Annotated in this window: 13 protein-coding genes; all 13 read right to left on the bottom strand. The window is 57.7% G+C overall.

Annotation, left to right across the window (positions count from 1 at the left end):
* Positions 1 to 164 precede the first annotated feature (164 nt).
* The gene (locus tag OB87_RS06655; RefSeq protein ID WP_235425247.1) at positions 165 to 2090 is read right to left on the bottom strand and encodes an IucA/IucC family protein; all 1926 of its coding nucleotides are present in this window, start codon (positions 2088 to 2090) and stop codon (positions 165 to 167) included.
* A 4-nt stretch (positions 2091 to 2094) separates the two neighbouring features.
* The gene (locus OB87_RS06660) at positions 2095 to 2871 is read right to left on the bottom strand and encodes an HpcH/HpaI aldolase family protein (RefSeq protein WP_033568665.1); all 777 of its coding nucleotides are present in this window, start codon (positions 2869 to 2871) and stop codon (positions 2095 to 2097) included.
* Positions 2865 to 4721, bottom strand: coding sequence for an IucA/IucC family protein (locus tag OB87_RS06665; protein ID WP_033568666.1), 1857 nt, complete (start codon positions 4719 to 4721; stop codon positions 2865 to 2867). Before OB87_RS06665 ends, OB87_RS06660 begins: the two co-directional genes overlap by 7 nt.
* A 156-nt stretch (positions 4722 to 4877) precedes the next feature.
* Entirely contained in the window at positions 4878 to 6323 is a 1446-nt protein-coding gene (locus OB87_RS06670) for a DHA2 family efflux MFS transporter permease subunit (protein ID WP_033568712.1), read from the bottom strand.
* Complete coding sequence (locus OB87_RS06675) at positions 6316 to 7548, bottom strand: type III PLP-dependent enzyme (protein ID WP_033568667.1); 1233 nt, start codon at positions 7546 to 7548, stop codon at positions 6316 to 6318. Before OB87_RS06675 ends, OB87_RS06670 begins: the two co-directional genes overlap by 8 nt.
* Positions 7541 to 9388 (bottom strand): IucA/IucC family protein, encoded by a 1848-nt coding sequence (locus OB87_RS06680; RefSeq protein ID WP_033568668.1) that lies wholly within the window; start codon positions 9386 to 9388, stop codon positions 7541 to 7543. The genes OB87_RS06675 and OB87_RS06680 overlap by 8 nt, the downstream gene beginning before the upstream one ends.
* 157 nt (positions 9389 to 9545) lie before the next feature.
* Positions 9546 to 11660: a TonB-dependent receptor gene (locus OB87_RS06685; protein ID WP_033568669.1), complete on the bottom strand. Its 2115-nt coding sequence runs from the start codon at positions 11658 to 11660 to the stop codon at positions 9546 to 9548.
* A 171-nt stretch (positions 11661 to 11831) separates the two neighbouring features.
* Complete coding sequence (locus tag OB87_RS06690; RefSeq protein WP_050515656.1) at positions 11832 to 13211, bottom strand: diaminobutyrate--2-oxoglutarate transaminase; 1380 nt, start codon at positions 13209 to 13211, stop codon at positions 11832 to 11834.
* Positions 13212 to 13629: 418 nt separating this feature from the next.
* Positions 13630 to 14520 carry a phosphonate ABC transporter, permease protein PhnE gene (gene phnE, locus OB87_RS06695; RefSeq protein ID WP_033568714.1) on the bottom strand — a complete coding sequence of 297 codons (891 nt, stop codon included), beginning with the start codon at positions 14518 to 14520 and terminating at the stop codon, positions 13630 to 13632.
* 2 nt (positions 14521 to 14522) lie between these two features.
* Positions 14523 to 15389 carry a phosphonate ABC transporter, permease protein PhnE gene (gene phnE, locus OB87_RS06700; RefSeq protein WP_200884278.1) on the bottom strand — a complete coding sequence of 289 codons (867 nt, stop codon included), beginning with the start codon at positions 15387 to 15389 and terminating at the stop codon, positions 14523 to 14525.
* Positions 15390 to 15542: 153 nt separating this feature from the next.
* A complete protein-coding gene (phnD, locus tag OB87_RS06705; RefSeq protein ID WP_033568670.1) occupies positions 15543 to 16475 on the bottom strand; it encodes a phosphonate ABC transporter substrate-binding protein in 933 nt (310 codons plus the stop codon).
* A gap of 109 nt (positions 16476 to 16584) precedes the next feature.
* Positions 16585 to 17445 (bottom strand): phosphonate ABC transporter ATP-binding protein, encoded by an 861-nt coding sequence (phnC, locus tag OB87_RS06710; RefSeq protein WP_033568671.1) that lies wholly within the window; start codon positions 17443 to 17445, stop codon positions 16585 to 16587.
* Positions 17446 to 17582: 137 nt separating this feature from the next.
* Positions 17583 to 18329 carry a phosphonate metabolism protein PhnP gene (gene phnP / locus OB87_RS06715; protein WP_033568672.1) on the bottom strand — a complete coding sequence of 249 codons (747 nt, stop codon included), beginning with the start codon at positions 18327 to 18329 and terminating at the stop codon, positions 17583 to 17585.
* Positions 18330 to 18346 lie beyond the last annotated feature (17 nt).

Here is an 18346-nt window from a genome sequence, read left to right on the forward strand (position 1 = left end):
CGCCTTCGCTGTTCGGGCCGCCCGTGACGCGCTCCCTGCGCGGCACGGGCTTTCGCCGCGTCCATGCGGCTCACCCGGCGAAGTCGCCCACCTCAGCACAGTTTTTGACGCCCCAAAAATCAGCGTATATCCTGCAAGCTCGTCACTAAAAAGCTAATGACTGTCTATTTTCCAATAATCGCCTGGAATGGGTTAATCACTTCCCCTTTGCCGAACGGCATACTCCCCGGTCCACCGGCGCGGGCGATCATCGGGGTGATCAGCAGTTTCTGCGGCCAGTTCGGCACCTCGAACAGACGGGTTTTCAGCATCGTCTGGGTATCGGCGGCGAAACCGGCACGGTCAATGACGTCGTTGATTTCACGGCGCATTACGCCCCACAGCGTCGCAGCGTCGATATCATAAGTCAGCGACAACGTTTCGATAATCGCCCGCATGTTGACCTGAATACCCAAGGTTTGCAGCCAGAATAGCAGGTCGTCCAGTCGATCGTGGTACAGCGTGTTGGCATGGCCTTGCTTGATGCGGTACACCGGGTCCTGCATCCCGTTCTGTTCCAGCGTGGGTACATGGATGCGCAGCGAGTCGTGATCGCGCAGCAACACACCGTGGGCCTGACCGGCTTTCCATACCAGCACCGCATTCTGGCCGTGGATCTCGCCCAGCATTCCCAACCGGAACATGCGGAAATTAATGTCGAAGAAACAATGACAAAGCTCAGCAAACAATGTCAAGACCGAATCGGTGTTCGTCGGTAAACCGCGATATGCCAACCAGTCGTCGAAGAAGTGACGATTGCTGCCCGGCAGCGGCGTACCCAATGCGGCCATCGGTAACAAGCGATAATCCGGATCATCGAACAGCACTGACGGATAATGGCGGACCATCGCCGACAGGTGGCGCGGTGCTTCGTCAAACAGCGTGGCCTGCGGCGGCATGAACGCCCACCACTTACCTTCATCGCACAGATACAACCGCTCCTGCAACACGGCGTCTTTGTCACGCGCCTGCCGCAGCAGCGCTTCGCTTAAGCCGCCGTTGATCATTTTTACCGCTGGCAGGTAGCGCGACGCCCCCAGCGAGTAAACCGCCATCGGTAGCTTGAGGTAATCAGCGCTGGCGAAACACGGCGTCATTGAACGCAGTGATGACGTCGGCAGATAGCGAGCGGCGCTGAAATCCAGCCGGTGGCAGTCGCCGTTGCGAAAGGCATCGCCCAGTTGGGTTTCCAGAATGTGGTCGAATTGCCAGGGGTGTACCGGCAGCGCGATATGGCTCTCGGCGAGGCCACGCGTCACCAGTTCCTGCTGCAACGCCGCCTGCTCCGCCTGCGGCAGCAGATAGCGCGCCGGGTACTGCTCAACCGTGTTGCTGATACCGTCGCCGCATTGCAGGCGATTTTTCGCTATCGCCACCCAGTTCAACGCCACTGGCTCAGCGAACTCGGCTACGTACCGGCGATATTCCTGCGCATTCAGCCCTTGTTTAGCCTTGGCGGTCGGATGGAACGGACGATCGCGCAACGACGCCCACTGCTCCATCACATGGAAGAAATCGGCGTTGCCGCGGGCAAGCAGGTTATCGGTATCGATGCGGTGCTCGCGTGACAGCGCGGTCTGCTCGACGCTGGTGTTAAGCACATCCAGAAACAACGCCTGCCCTTTGGCATTATTATCTTCGCTGGCCTGCTCTTCTTCGCCACGCTGACCGGCGAACACCAGATGCATGAAGCTCTCCGGCTCCAGTTCGCGCCAGTCATCGCCGCCCTGCTGCCAGGCGTAAACCGTGGTGCCCGGTACTTTTTCCCACCGCTGGGTAATACCGGGGCGCAGCGCCACCACCAGATGACGCTGTTCGCGTTCATCGCTGCACCAGCGCCACAGGCGGGCTGCGCTATCCAGCGCACCTAGCGGTGTCGCTTTCCCGTATTGCTGCTGCCACTCATCGGTGGTGTACAACGCCAGCGGCTGAGCACCAAAAAATTCTTCGGCCAACAGGCAATCCACCAGATCCTGCATCACGCTGTGGCTGGCGTCCTTGTAGTGAGACGAGGTCTTAATCACACTACTTTCCATCGCATTACTTTCCATCGGATCACTTTCCTTCTGCTGAAATCGTTGCGGCCAATCTGGCCTGTAAAGCGCGAAACGCGATACCGCGTTCGTCGCCCAAGACAAATGCGCGCACGCCCTGCTCGCGCCAGCGTGCATGATCGTCGTGCTGGCGGGGAATGGCGCAGTACGTGACGCCCTGCGCGTCGGCAGCCCGCCGCACCTCGTCCAGCGCCGCCTGCACCGGCGTCGCCGCGGTCTGCCACGGCATTCCCAGCGACTGGGAGAGATCCGCCGCGCCTTCAAGAATCATGTCCACCCCCGCCACCGCTGCGATCGCCTCGGCCTGACGCACGCCTTCTGCGCTTTCAATCATCGCCACCAGCATGATTTCCCGGTTCGCCAGCGCGACATATTCCGCCAGGCTGTGCTTGCCGAATGCGCCGGGACGGCCGCTGTTCAGGCTGCGCTCGCCCTGCGGATGGTATTTGCAGGCACGCACCGCTGCGCGTACCTGCTCGGCCTGCTCCACCCTCGGCAACACGATGCCCTGCGCGCCGCCATCCAGCAGGCGCAGCATGGTTTTGGGGTTATCATCCGCCACCCGCACCAGCGGCGTCAGCGCGTAGCTCTCCGCCACCCGGATCATGTTCTCCACCGTTTCCGGGTTAATCAGCACGTGTTCGCTGTCGATAATCACGAAATCGAACCCGGCTTCGGCGATTAACTCCACCGATACCGGCGAGGGAATCGAGGCAATCAACCCGTAGACCGGCGTACCTGCCGCCAGCTTGCGCTTGAGTTGGTTGGTTCTTAGCATGACGACGGCCTGAACGGATGCAGCGGGTTCGGCACCGATTTGAAGCGGCGCTCGCCATCGCCCATCAATCGGCGTTTGGTCAGTTCCTCTACCTCGTAGGTCGGTGCAAACACATCGAACAAGGTGTAGCGCGAGCGGTGTTGCGGGTGCTCGGCCTGATAACGCAGCACCACGTCTGCCGTCATTTCCCAGAACTGGGCTTCCGGTAACTGGTAATGCTGGCGCAGGAAAATCGCCATTTCAGCCAGACAAATGAAGAAGAACGAGTCACAGGTAAAATCGCGCACCGCGTCGATGTCATCGGTGAGGATGAACGAGTTGCGGTTGATTTTGGCGTGACTGGCAGGCAGCGGCACCAGGTCCGGGCGCATGGCGGGGCGCGCCAGATGGTCTGGCGAATAACGCACACCGTCATGGAAGTCTTTGAGTGCAATGCGCTGCGGCCAGCCATCGCGCACGATCAGCACGATATTCTGGCCGTGCGATTCCATCCCGATGCCTTCGGCGTACAGCATGTGGATGATCGGCGACACCGTGACCTGCAACAGTTGGCGGGTCCAGGCTTCCAGCCCGTACTGACGAATCCAGGCATCGATAAACGGCGCCTGCTCGCCGCCGTCGTAACGGTGTTCGACGTGACTCAAGCCGTTGAACGGCACCGCCTGCTCGTCCGGCTGCAAATACTGATGGATGCTTTCGCGCCAGATCGCCCCCATCACGCCGTAGGCCTGTGCCATACGCGTAGCGGACAACGGTTGGGTGTCGAAACTCACCCCGGCGACTTCGCCGAGAATCACGAATTTCAGGTTGCGGGCGGTCTGGTCGGTGTCGATCAACTGCTGTAGCCAGTCGGTAATAATCGGTCCGTTCATCACCGTGTGCCGCGCCAGAATACGGGTGCTGGAGGTGTTGGTCATGCTCATTGCCAGCTTGACGTAAGGCCGCGTTTTCTCGGTCACGTTCGCCAGCGTGCGGATCGACTGCTGCGCCTGCCAGCGGTCATCGGACGCGCCGAGGTAAATCAGCTCGCCGCTGGAAAGCTCCGGATAAAACACCGGCGCAATCACGTTTTTCCACTGCCACGGGTGTACCGGTATCAGTTGGTAGTCTTCCGGCTTACGCCCCTGACGCGCCAGCTGTTCGCCAAATGCCTGCCAGCGCGCCGCGCCGAATTCGGTTTGCAGGAAATCATCCAGATCCAGCTTGGTCGAATGGTTGGCGGACGCCCGATGCTTCGCCAACGCCAGCCAGACAATGGCGAACGGCTGGCCGAACTCTGGCCCCCATTGGGCGTTATCCTGCAAGCTGAAGCCGATACGCGACTTGTAACAGGGGTGGTAGCTGTGGGCATCCATAAAGTGGCGTTCCAGCTCGTCGAAGCTGAGCTGGTGCGCCGGTTTACCCGGCTGGTAATGCTGCGCCCGCGACTGCAAATCCTTCAGTTGGGTCTGCTCCAGTTCCTGTACAAAACGCGTCAGGAAGGGGTTGTTCTCCTGCTCGCCCAGCAGTTCCTCCAGCATCTGGTGCAAGTTGGGCGACTGCGCATCGCCGTCAGGGCCGATGCGGCGCACGCTGGCGTAGTCGAGGCGGATCAGACAGAAGCTGTCGCTAAACAGCCCGCGGCACCGGTACTCCACCGGCACCCGCTGTGCATCATGCCCGGTTATCACAAACTGGCTATTACCGTCGCCAAGCGGCGTGCGGTGATAAGGCAGCACATCCTCGTACAGCAGCGTCTGTAGCAGCTGTCCGACCACACGCTGTTCCACCAGCTGATAACGCTGCGCATCCATTTGCGGCAGCCAGTCGCAGGCGATGTCCTGAAATACGGCGGGGGATAATGTCTCCATGCTATTACCTTGTCAGTGTGTCAGTTGAGTCAGACTGAACGGGTGCTGTCGGCTCGACGCATGACGGCACCCGGCCTGAAGAAACAGTAAGCGGTGCCCTGTTGTGCGGTGAGCGCCAGCGCGGTTCACCTGTCATCACAGGGCGCAACCTAAACATCAGCGCGGCCCTCTGACGCCGGTCAGCGCGTCTGACGCGCTGGACTCGTCGGAGGCGGCCGCCTCATCGGTTGCCGTGGGGAAACGCAGGGCGCACGGCAACGCCAGCAAGATTAAAATGCCGGTAGCAATAAAGGTTTCATTGATAGCCGCAGCGCGCACGGCTTCGTGTGCCAGCCCGCTGCCCGACAACCGGAATTCGAGGTACAACGACGCCACCACAATCGCCAGCGACGACACTAATCGGCGTGAAATGTTGTTCATGGCGGCCCCCTGTGTAACCAGCGTTTCCGGCAACACATTCAGCCCGGCGGTGGTGACCGGCATGTAAGACAGCCCCAGCCCGACACCACGCAGTATCATCCAGCCGAACACCACGCCAATCGACGTCTGCGCGCCCGCCATACCTAACCCGATGGTCGCCAGCGCGGTCAGCAATACCCCTGCACCTACCACCCGCGACGGACCGTGGCGGTCCAGCAGGCTGCCGCCGACCTTGCCAAATAAGCTGGCGAACAGCGCGGTGCACAGCAACGCCAGCCCGGTCCAGATAGCGCTGTAGCCCATCACCATTTGTACCAGCATCGGCAACAGCACCAGGCACTCGAACATCCCGACCGACTGCACCACGGCGATCACCACGCTGAGTCGATAGCCGTGCAGTTGAAAAATACGCAGGTTAAGCAGCGGTTCACGCTTGCGCAGTTCGACGCGAACAAACGCTGTCAGACAAGCCGCAGCGGCCAGCAGCATCAGCAGGTTGAGCGGATTCGCCAGCGCCGCAGCATGATGCAACCGCCCGGCCCCGATCATCAGTAGCCCGATACCGGCAGACACCAGCAGATAACCGGTCATATCGAACGGTTTGCGCTCACCCGGCGCAGTTTTCGGCAACACCACCAGCCCCATCAGCAGCGCCAGCACCCCAATGGGAATATTCATGGCGAACAGCGCCCGCCAGCTGAACCACTCCAGCAGAATGCCGCCGCACAGCGGCCCCAGCGCCGGAGCCAACATGACGATAGCGCCCCAGATGCCGGTAATACCGCCCCGCTCCTGCTTCGGGTACACCGAAAAAATCAGCGTCAGCGACAGCGGGATCATCAACCCGCTGGCAACGCCCTGCACCGTGCGGGCGGCGATCACCAGCGAGATGGAATCCGCCATCATCCCCAGCAGTGAGCCGGTGATAAACAGCGCCACACCGAGCAGGTAGAGCGGTTTGTTGCCCAGCCGGTGGCCAAGATAGCCGGTCAATGGCATGGTCATACCCATGCTGACCATGAACGCCGCCACGATCCAGGTAGCAAGCAACGGCCCTATCTGAAACACCTCGATAAACGTCGGCAACGCCGGATTAAGCGTGCTGTTACTCAGGCTGACGGTCGTGGTGCCGAGCAGCACATTAACCACCACCAGCCAACGGGGAACGACGCGATTAGACACGGCACACCGCTCCGGCGGCATCTACCGTCATGCCGTCGTCCGTGATGAAATACTGCTCCGGGCGCGGATGACACAAGAAATCGGCATGGGAAATGTTGTAGCCATAGGCACCTGCCAGCGGCAACACCAGCAGATCACCGATGTTGACGTCAGTCAGGCGCTGGTCGCGGCTCAGCACATCCTTCGGTGTGCACAACTGACCGACCACCGTCCAGTCGCACGTCTCCCCGGCCGTCGACACCGCGGCCAACGGCAGATGGACCACCGGATGGTCGTGCCCTTGCGCCACCGGCAGACGGAACTGGTGAGTACCACCGCGACAGACCAGGAAATGTTTGCCGTGGCTGCGCTTTTTATCCAGCACTTCGATGGCGTAATAGCCACAGTAGGCGCTGATAAAACGTCCCGGCTCGAAGCGCACCACTGGTACATCCGGCTGTTGCGCCAGCCGCGTGCGCAGGTAATCGCACAGTGCAGGCCAGTCAAAACGTGCTGGCGTCAGGTACGGCACGCCGATACCGCCGCCCACGTTCAGGTGGGTAATATGCTGCGGATAGGCAGACAGCGCTTTCCACTGCGGCCAGCGCGTCAGGTAGAGATCCAGCAGTTGCTGATGCCGCTCCACCACCATCTGGTGCGACATCGCGTGAACATGGAACCCTTTCAGTTGCAGGTGGCTGGCGTTATCCACCTCGCGTACCGCATCTGGCAGGTCCGCTTCATCCATGCCGAACGGTGTCGGCGTGCCAGCCATCGCCAGTTTACTGGTCAGCGATGACGCCAGCTCCGGATTGATACGGATGAACACCGGCTGAACCACGCCATGCTGTTTCGCCCGTTGTTGCAGGCGGGCAATCTCGTGGCGGCTTTCCACATGCACCGCTTCCACGCCTTGTTGCAGCGCCAGGTCGAAGTCCGAGTCCAGTTTGCCCGGCCCGGAGAACACGAAGGGTTTACGCGTATCGCAACCGGCTACGCGGGCGATTTCCCCGCCCGACGAGATTTCAAAGCCGTGCACCAACGGCGCGATCGCATCCAGAATCGGTTTTTCGCTGTTGGCTTTGATGGCGTAATAGAGTTCCACGCCCGGCGGCAGCGCCGCCATCACGTCGCTGACGTGCTGGCGCAGCGCCGTCAGGTCGTACACAAACGCCGCCAGCGGGTCGGTATGTTGCTGTTGCAGGCGAACAATCACATCGTGAACATGTGAAGGCAACTTAGCCATGCTGCACCTCACCCTGCGCTACTTCGCTATGTGGTACTTCTCTATGAGGTAGTTCGCTGCCGTGCTGCGCCGCCTTGCCCCAGGGTGACGGTAAGTGGACATAGCTGGCCTGACGGTCGGCTTCAGCCGCCAGCCTGACCTTGAGGTTGGTTTTGCACGCCACCGGATGACCGGCGATCAACGCGTCCAGCTCCGGCGACGGCTGTTTCAGTTCGTCCTGAATGGCGCGCAGTTGTTGCCGCACCCGTTGCCACATCAGCGGTGCCAGATGGGCTCGTCCCTGACTCAAGGCCAGAATGGTTTCGGACAGATGGTTGATGAACAGGCAGTACATGATGCGGTTCCAGCCCTGCTCACGCGAGTACAGTAGCGACTGACGCACGCGGGGATGGATGTCGTCGCCGATATAGCGGGCACCAAGATCATCGGTCAGCTTCACGCCTTCGAAGTCGCGCAGCAGCACCTGCTGTGGACGTCCGTGTTGATGTACCAGCACACTGTTTTGCAGATGCGGTTCCATCACCACACCGTGATTAAAGAACAGCGACAGCACCGGGCGTAGCAGCCGTGTCTGGTAGTCATCAAACCAGTACAACAACATGTTGTCATCCAGCGCCTCACCATAGTGCGTGCGCAGGAAGGTTTGAATCATGGGTTGTAAGTCTACGCCGCGTGCAAACAGCGTACCGGCCATGATGCTGCAATCCGCGCCAGTTCGGCGGCAGAAATTCTCACGCAGAATGCCGCCGGTCTGCTCGCGGAACCAGTACTGGTCCGACTCGCTGGCCGTAATCGGGCTCCAGCTCACCACGCCGGGTTCGGCCGCAGCGACCAACCCACCCAAGGTGTCGCTATGCTGCTCCAGCAACTGGCGGAACAACCGGTCGATCAGCACCGTACTTTCCAGTTCATACCAGGCGTTTTTGCGCACACAGTTGGTAATGCGCACATTCAGCGAACCTTTGATGAAGTAATCGTGATCGTCGATGAACCAGGTGCGAATAGAGGCGGTCGGGCTGGCGACGCGGCCACTCTGGCCCAAATCGCGGATCACGTTATCGCGCAACAGCTGCTGTACGCGTTCATCCTGCATAAACAGCTGCGCCTGCACCGGGTGCATACAGATAATGGCGTGACCTACCGTGGCTGACTGCTGGTCAGCAAACCCGTGCAGCACCTGTTGCGGCGTCAGGCCGTTGGCACCGATGTGCAATCCGTCCACCGGTACTTCGAACTGGTGCAACGCCGCACGAGCCTGGAACTCAGGTGCCCACTGCTCTTGCCCCAGGTGTGCGGGCCACAGCCGCGCTTTGGGCGCGGGGTGGCTGGGGTGGCCGAACCATAACCCCTGCTCACTCTGTAAGTAATGTTGCAGTGGTGCGTCCGCACGTTGTCGGCCGTTATGGCTAACAATCGCGCTCACCAGCCGCTGGCTTTGCAGAATCTGTTCATACAGCTCCGGGTTTTTCCGCCCGGCAATGTGCTCGCACGCGGTCAGCAGGCGAGCGACCAGACGTTCAAAATCGGGGCACTGCCATTCACCTTGCGCCTGACGCAGGTAAACATCGGACAGATAATGCTGGCTGCCGAAGGTGTCACGGCGGTCGACCATGACAAACAGTTGCAGTTGGTCGGGCAAGCCGATCATCATCGGGATGCCTTTCCAGTCTCCACCATCAAAATAAGCCCCCGGCGGGATCCCTTTCATTTCGTCTGGCCATTCATATCGCAAATACCCTTCCGGTATCGCGAACTCTTTGATAAGACAATTCAGTAACCCATGTAAGGCTGCTTTTTCGCTTATCATGGTGGACAAAACATCATGATTTCGGTTGTTCATCTCTGCTCCGTAAGAATAACAATCGGCCGGTGGTGTAGAACCTATCCCAATAGCACTATTTTGCTTGCCATGTAGGAGTCGACTCTTATTTCGTGGCGAAGGTTAAATATCCTGAATAAATCACTGAATAATGCCCCGCCTTACGGCGGGGTTATTATCAGAAGTCAACGCTATACCCTAATGTCACGGTTCTTCCCCGACCGGAGAAATAACGCAGGGAGTTCACAATCGCACTTTGCGAGTAATACGTGATGTACTCCTTGTCGAACAGATTGGAAACCGCCAGATTAATTTTACCTTTTGGTAATTTATAACCGACGGCGGCATCCACCAGCATATAACCGTTAAAGTCCTGCTGACGTTTATCCATAATGCGGTCAAAGGCGTAATTAGCCTGAATAAAGGATGACCATTGCGGCGTCCAGTTGGCGGACCAGCTGGCGGTCAGGCGATCCGGCGGGATATTCAGCCCGTCCAGTTTGCCGTCCAGGCTGCCGTTGCCATCGCTGTCATACCAGCCCTGAATGTGGGAATAACCGAGTTTCAGGCGATGATCGTCATTCACCTTGTACCCCAGCGACGTCTCGATGCCATCGATACGGGTTTTCTGACGTTCACTCTGGAAGGTGCCGCTTACATCCACCACGCGCTCACCCAATTTGGATGTCGAACGGTAGTAGCTCAGCTCAAATTCCACCGGGTCTTTCTGGATGCGAAAGCCGGTTTCAACGTTGTCGGTAACAATCGGCTCCAACTGCAACATGTTGACCGACTGACCGGCGGTTTTAATGCTGCGCAACTTGCGGCCCACGTCGGGAAGACCGAAGCCCTGCGAGTAGTTGGCGAACAAGCTCAGCGGCTGATAAGGCGTGGTCCACACCGCGCCCACGTTGTACAACGTCTTGTTGAAGCTCAGGCGCCCACCCTGCACATCTACGCTGTTATTAGATTTTTGTACGGTGCTGGCTGCTACCGTGCGGAAGCTGTCGATATCCAGACGCGCGTATTCGTAGCGCACCCCGGTGGTGATTTTCAGCGAATCGATCGGCTGGATATCAAACTGCATAAACGGCGACAGATCGGTATATTTCATCTGCGGCGCGTACAGGCGTTTGGTCAGCCAGAAATCCTGTTTGCCGGTATCGAACAGGGTATCGAACCCGACCGTCGCTTTCAGGTAATCGTCCCAGATATCGTCCTTGGTCAACGCCACTTTGCTGCCGTAACGGCTGGAGGTCACCCGCGACTGGTCGTACAGCTGATTGAGCGGCGCAATACGGATATCCTGGAAAGAGTCCGAATTATCGGCACCGAACAACGACTCGTAATTCTGGTAATACACCAGCGAGTTCAGCTTCATGCCCGCCAGATTGTAGTTATCGTAGGTGGCGCTGGTGGTCCAGACGCTGTTCATTGGCGCATCGCCGACCGGACGCCCGGATACCGAGGTGGTCGGGATGCCGTTATTACGGTCACCGGCGACGCCTAAATAGTTCATCTTGCCTTTGATCTGATAGCGATTCAGGCTGAACTGTATCCGCTGGTCGTTATCCAGCCAGTAGCCGACTTTTGCCATTATATCGTAGGCACGCGAATCCATCAGGTCGCCCTGGGTGTTATCCACCCCGATAGGGCGATCTTTCCCATCCATGAATAAGCCCTGATCTTCGTAACTGACTGAAAACAGGTAATCCAGATACTCTTCACGACCACTGAACCCGTAGGTGGTTTTGTAACTCATGGTGTCCGAACTGACTTTGGTCGGCGAGGTGGTTTCCACACTAAAGTGCTGATTGAACGAGCCGGGCTCCGGGCGACGGGTAATAATATTGATCACCCCGCCGGTCGCGCCGATACCGTTGCTGGCGCTGGCACCGTGAATTACCTCGATGCGATCCACCATCGAGAAATCGATGGTATGCATTTCACGCCCGGTGGGGCGCAGCGGGTTGGACTGCGGAATGCCATCGACCAGAATCAGCGGGGCACGACCGCGAAATGTCTCGCCACTGCCACTCATTTTTTGGCGACTGGGTGCCATTGATGGCAATAGATTGCTTAATATCTGAGAAGAATCACTGGTGATTTGTCGCTGCTGTTCGATCTGTTCTTTAGTAATAATCGTCACGACCTGAGGCGAATCTTTTTTCTCGGTATCCGTTCGGGATGCCGTCACCACCATTTCGTTGTCATTTTTGCTTGTGCTGTCTGCTGCGTTAGCCTGTGCAAATAAAAATAATGGCGTCAACGCATATAATGCCCGAACCTTCATTCATTCAACCTCATTATTATCTTCCCAGTAAATAAATGCTGGCGGCTCTGCCAGCATACGTTATTAATATTATTGTTTAGCCTCAGGCTATATCCGTAATAATGCCGACTCACTGTTCTTTTTATTATTCCGACGTCATTATTATTACGGACCCTATACTTACCTCTGGCATCACGGGTGGCGAACCTGCGCCACGGCTTCGATCAACGCACGCTCAAAACGCGCTACCACCTCACGGCATTGATCCTCGGTAATAATCAGTGGTGGCAGCAGCCTGACCACATTGCCTTGTCGTCCGCCTCGCTCCAGCAGTAAGCCCTGACGGAAACAGTGCTGTTGAATCGCGACCGCCAGCTCGGCATCCAGCGGATAACAGCCACCGGTCTGCACAGGCTGGCGCTCATCCACAATTTCAATCCCTAGCATCAGGCCGCGGCCGCGTACCTGTCCCAGACAGGGGAAGCGCGCCTGCAATTGGGTGAACTGTTGTTGCAGCCAGTCACCACGGGTAGCCGCCTGTGCCGCCAGCTTATCGCGCAGCAAAATCTCAATGGTGGTTTTGCCAGAAGCCATCGCCATCTGGTTACCACGGAAGGTGCCAGTATGCGTACCCGGTTTCCAGACATCGAACTCGCGGCGAATACCCAGTACCGCCATCGGTAAGCCACCGCCCACCGCTTTCGACATCACGATAATATCCGGCTCGATGCCAGCCTGTTCGAAGGCGAACAACGTGCCGGTACGGGCAAATCCGGCCTGCACTTCATCCACAATCAGCAGAATGCCGTGGCGACGAGTCACCTCGCGCAGCGTTTGCAACCAGCTGGCCGGTGCCGGATTCACACCGCCCTCGCCTTGTACTGCTTCGACGATGACAGCCGCTGGCAATGACATGCCACGCTCGACATCCTCGATAAACGCCGTGAAATAATGACTCAGCGCCTGCACGCCCGCCTCGCCGCCAATCCCCAACGGGCAGCGGTATTCGTGCGGGTAAGGCAGGAATTGGACACCGGGCATCAGATTCTGCACCGCATCTTTAGGGCCGGTGTTGCCGGTAACGGCCAGCGCACCGTGCGTCATGCCGTGGTAACCACCGGAAAAGCTGATGATGCCGCCGCGGCCGGTATAGGTTTTCGCCAGTTTTAAGGCGGCCTCAACCGCATCGGCTCCCGAAGGGCCGCAGAACTGCAGGCAGTACTGGTTTTCACCGCCGGGCAGTTGTGCCAGCAAGGTTTCGCAGAAGGCGTCTTTCAACGGCGTGGTGAGGTCCAGCGTGTGCATCGGCAGGCCCGACGCCAGAAATGCCTGGATGCTAGCCACCACTTCAGGGTGGTTATGGCCCAGCGCCAGCGTACCGGCACCGGCCAGGCAATCCAGATATTGATTGCCATCCACATCGGTCACCCATACGCCTTGTGCTTGTTGAATGACCAACGGCAGTTTGCGCGGATAACTTCGAACATTGGACTCAAACCATCCCTGTCGCTCCAGATAATCTGCATTGGTTCTCTGCACATGATCCTTAACCGCAAACTGTGTCTCTGACATCGTCTTCACCCCCTGTGATATTGATAATGACAACAATTATCATTAACAATAATGACGCTCAAGTGTTATTTAAATGACGGTTTTCATAACCAAATCCTTACAATCTCTGGCGGAATGTTAACTAAATGCAGGCGGCGAGAGGACTTTCAGCGCGGGATGACGCCCAAAAGTGGGAAAATGGCGGATGAAATGAAAAATCATTTATGTGACATGAATCACAAAAAAGAACTAAACAAAATTTCCGTATTACTACGAGTCACCATCATGCAGAATTCTGCCGCCATTCGTTACGATCAAGCAGAGGAAATGACGAACTCATGATTATTTATCATCGGCACCTGATGCGTTCTGGTGATAAAAAAGCCGGTTTCCCCTCACAGGAAAACCGGCTTCTGGCAAGTGTACGTTGGGCGTGACGTTAGTGCGACGACGGCTCCGCGTCAAACAGTGGTAACGGTTTGCCGATGATGTAGCGGCGGCGTAAATACGCGGACAAGACATCCATCAGCATCACGACGACCACCAGAATCAGGGTGATGAACATCACCACATCCCAGTTCCACAACCGCATGTTTTCGGCGTACACCAACCCGACGCCACCGGCACCGACAAACCCCAGCACCGCCGCCGAGCGCACATTGGACTCCATTTGATACAGGCTCAACGCCAGAAACGCAGGAAACGACTGGGTGAAGATACCGAAGCGGTGTTTTTGCAGGCTATTGGCTCCCACCGCGCCAAGTCCGCGACTGGGCGAGCGTTCCACCGCTTCGTGCCCTTCTGCGTAGAGTTTGCCGAGCAGCCCGGCATCCTGCATCAGGATCGCCAGCGCACCGGACAATGGCCCCATTCCCACCGCCCGCACGAAAATCAGCCCCCAGATCGCCATGTCGATGCCGCGTAAGATATCCAGCAGACGGCGTACCAGCAATGCCACCGGCCGTAGCATGGGCTCGTGCATCACGTTGCGTGCCGCCAGAAACGACAACGGTAGCGCCACTATTGTGGCGGTCAGCGTACCGGCAAACACGATGGCAATGGTGATGAATACCTGTGACAGATAGTAGCCGAACGGCCAGTTGAGAAAGTCATGCCACACGAACATCCGCAGAAAATAGCGCTCTAGTTCGCTAACACCGCGCAGCCACTGCTCGGCACTGATACCGAAAAACACCAAAAACGCGACGTAATACAACAGCACTACCGCAGCCATCAGCCCAACACGCCATAAATAGCGACGTTGCTGGCGGAACAACGCCGGGTGTTGCTGTTTCATCGCGGCGATGTCCGCCGGCGTCAACGGGGTCATGTTCATTTGCCGCCCTCCACCACTTGCCGCCGCAACCGCCCGGACAGCGCATCCAGAATCGACACCACCACGATAATCAGCAGCATCGTCAGGCTGACCTGATCGTAGCGGTCGAGTTTGATGTTGGTCATCAACTCCTGCCCGATGCCTCCTGCCCCCACCAGCCCGAGAATGGTCGACTGGCGAAAGTTAATTTCCAGCCGCATAAAGCTGTAGGACAGTACAATCGGCTTAACTTGCGGCCACAACCCAAACCGCATCCGCTGAAACACGCTGGCACCGCAGGCAGCCAGCCCGCGCACCGGCCGTTCTGAGGCGCTTTCAATAGCTTCATAAAACAGTTTGGTCAGGCAACCGACGGTATGCAGTGCCAGCGCCAGAAACCCCGGAATAACGCCGATACCAAACGCCATCACGAACATCACCGCCCACGCCAGCTCCGGCATAGTACGCAGAAACGCCAGCAATGCGCGCAAAGTAAAACGGACACCCGGCGGGCTTTGGGTATTGTTGGCCGCCAGAAACCCCAGCACCACCGACACCGCCACCGACAACAGCGTCGCCGCCAGCGCCAGATTGAGCGTCTCCCAAATCAACGGCAGTTGGATAGGAATACGGTAGCCCCAGTAAGCCAGTGAGCCTTCGGTATGACCGTTGGCGAACAGCAGCCGCCAATGCAACACCGGCAGCGTTTCGGACAGATAGTCAAAGAAATGAGGAAACGACGTCCACAACGTATGCAGATTGAATTCGGACAGTTTGCCCGCGCCGATATACAACAACACCAATATCAGCGACCAGACAAACGACTCACGCTTCTGCTGCGCGCGTATTCGCTGGTAATAGCGTTCAAAATCAGGGTTCAGCATGGGTTTGGTCTGAATGGTGGGAAAACGATGATGGGTTTACAACCGCAACAGGGTGAAAAAAGGCATCCTGCCTGTGTTGCAGTCCGTCAATGTTGCGCCGTTGCACACCGTCTGTCGGGAAAACGCCGGGTCTGACGACCCCGCGTTCCATCCTTAGCGGTTGCCTTTAGTCAGTTCACGCTTCATGGCGATAATGGTTTTGTAGTCATCCACGCTGGCCGGGCCGATGTGCTGCTTGCCACCCATCGCCTTGATGAAACAGCCATGATCTTCTTTATCCAGCTTGTTTACCGCGGTAATCAGTTTGGCTTTGAAGTCGGCTGGCAGCGCATTGCTCACCAGAATCGGGCCGTTCGGGATCAGCGGCGATTGCCAGATGATACGAATCTGTTTCATCAGATCCGGGTGGTCCATGCGAATCAGACGGCCGAACGCGCCGCTGGTGTAGCCGGTGTTGTAGTCACCAATCATCGACGCCCAGGTCACCGCGCCGTCAAACTGGCCGTTCAATACGCCGAGGATGTCCTGCTCATGACCACCAGAGAACGTCACGCTGGAAAAAAAGTTGTTGTATTTGTTGTCCGGCGAGCCGCCAAATTTTTCTTTAAACGCCTGATTAGGAATCAGGTAGCCGGAGGTGGAATCCGGGTCGGCAAAACCGAATGCCTTGCCTTTCAGGTCTTCCAGCTTCTGGTACGGGCTGTCGGCCTTGACGATCACCACCGAGTGGTAACCGCGCGACTGGTCAACGTCGTCCACCGCGATACCGACAACATCCACCGCGTTAGGATCTTTGATGTAGACCGATGCATACGACGACGGTGACATGCTCAACACCAGATCAATCTTCTTACCCAACAGCCCCTGAATGACCCCGGCATAGTCGGATGAATTACGCAGTTGGGTGTCGACATTCAGCTCTTTATCCAGAAACTGCTTAACGCACTGGTTATCGCCGATCTGCTGGGTCGCGTTCTGACCGCCCAGGATGCCCAGATTCAGCGTTTTCGGTGTTTGTGCGGCGAATACGCTGGCGGACACTACCGCACCGGCCAGCAAGGTGGTCAACGTGAAAGTTTTTTTCATCGGTTTTGCCTATTTTGCCTATGTTGTCGTTATGCCAAGGTGACGTCGAAAATTCTGTACCCGCGTTAAACCACCGCGCGGGTCGTGCAGATTAAAGGGAATCAATGGATTAGTGCACCGACTGCAAATCGTCGCCGTACAGGGTACGCAGCAGGCTGTCGGTCAGTTCTGACGGCGGGCCGTCAAACAAGATGCGTCCCTGAGCGATGCCAATAGCCCGGCTACAGTATTCTTTCACCAGTTCGACCGAATGCAGGTTCACCACCACGGTGATGCCGTTGTCGCTCACCTGTCGCAGCACATCCATGATACGGCGGGTGTTTTTCGGGTCGAGCGACGCCACCGGCTCGTCGGCCAGCAGGATTTTGGGGTTCTGCATCAATGCACGGCAGATAGCAACGCGTTGCATCTGGCCGCCGGACAGGTTCTCCGCCCGCTGCAAGGCGTGCGGCAACAGACTCATCCATTGCAGCAGCCCGATGGCGTGCGCACGATCCTCATCGGAAAACAGTTTGAAGAACGACTTCAGGGTAGAGGTGCGGCTCAGGCGGCCCAGCAGGACGTTGGTTAACACATCCAGCCGCGGCACCAGGCAGAAATCCTGAAAAATCATGCCGCATTCGCTGCGCCACTGGCGCATCTGACGGCTGCTGAAACGCAGAATATCTTGCGTGTCTCCCTGTTGGCCGTTATGCGGATCAGGGTAGCGCAGGATTTGCCCTTCGCTGGCCGGAATAGTGCCGTTCATCACGTGCAGCAAGGTAGACTTGCCCGCACCGGAACGGCCAATCACCGCCACCATTTCACCGGCGTGCAGGTCAAAACTGATGTTTTCCAACACCCGGTTCTGCTGCCCGGAATAAGCCTTACACAGCTGACGCACCGACAGCACGGTCTGCTGCGGTTGAGTCTGGAAATGATGTGCGTGCAATGAGGTCGCGCTTTCAGATGCCAACAGTGCCTGTGCCATGAATTCGTCATCGTTTAGTCAACAATATGGACGTTATTAAGCGCAGCGCAGATGAAAGCTTCATGACAACCTTGTGATTAGAAAATGAACATTCACACCCTCAGAGGCCGCCTCGCCAATCTCGCCAATAAAGTTCCCTAGGCAATCCACATGCCATCCGCCGCCGCGCGCACCCCGTCCGGCAGGTCGTTTAGCATCAACCAGGCGTCAGTTTCGTGGCTAACGTGAGTCAGCCAGGTCTGCGTCGGCCGCAGCTGTTCGCGCACCCGCAGCACGGTGTTGAGGTCGCTGTGGTTGAGCGGCGGTGTGTCGCGCGGCGGCTGGGTGCAGTCCATCACCATGTGATCGAGCCGTTTGCCGACGAGAAAATCCCGCGTGTCATCCGGCAGGCCACAGGTGTCGGTCAGGTAAGCCACCGTCTGCCCCTCATGTTCCAGCAGGTAACCGAAGGTGGGTTTGGAATGATTAAGCGGCAGCGCGGTCACCCGCAGCGCGCCCATCGCCACCGTCTGAAACGGCATCATCGCTGGCTGGAAATCAAGCCGACGCGGATGCTTGTACAGGTCGTCACACCCTTGTTCGTCCGGCGGTCCGAATACCGGGATGAGATCGCCGATGCCCCAGCGCAGCGAAAACAGCCCCTGCACATGGTCGACATGGTAATGCGTCAGCAGGATGCGCCGAATCTCGTTGGCGCCAAAGCGCTGTTCCAGTTGTGTGACACCGGCATCCAGCAAGGTGCTTTCACCATCGCACCGCACCAGCATACTGCTCGGTCCACGCCGAAAACGCGGGTCCAACCGCGCCCGCTCACAGGCGATACAGTCACAACCGGTCAACGGCACCTGCTGGGCGTCGCCGGTTCCCATAAACATCAGTTCCATAACATTAGCTCCACTTT

Source organism: Dickeya undicola, assembly GCF_000784735.1.
GTDB lineage: Bacteria > Pseudomonadota > Gammaproteobacteria > Enterobacterales > Enterobacteriaceae > Dickeya > Dickeya undicola.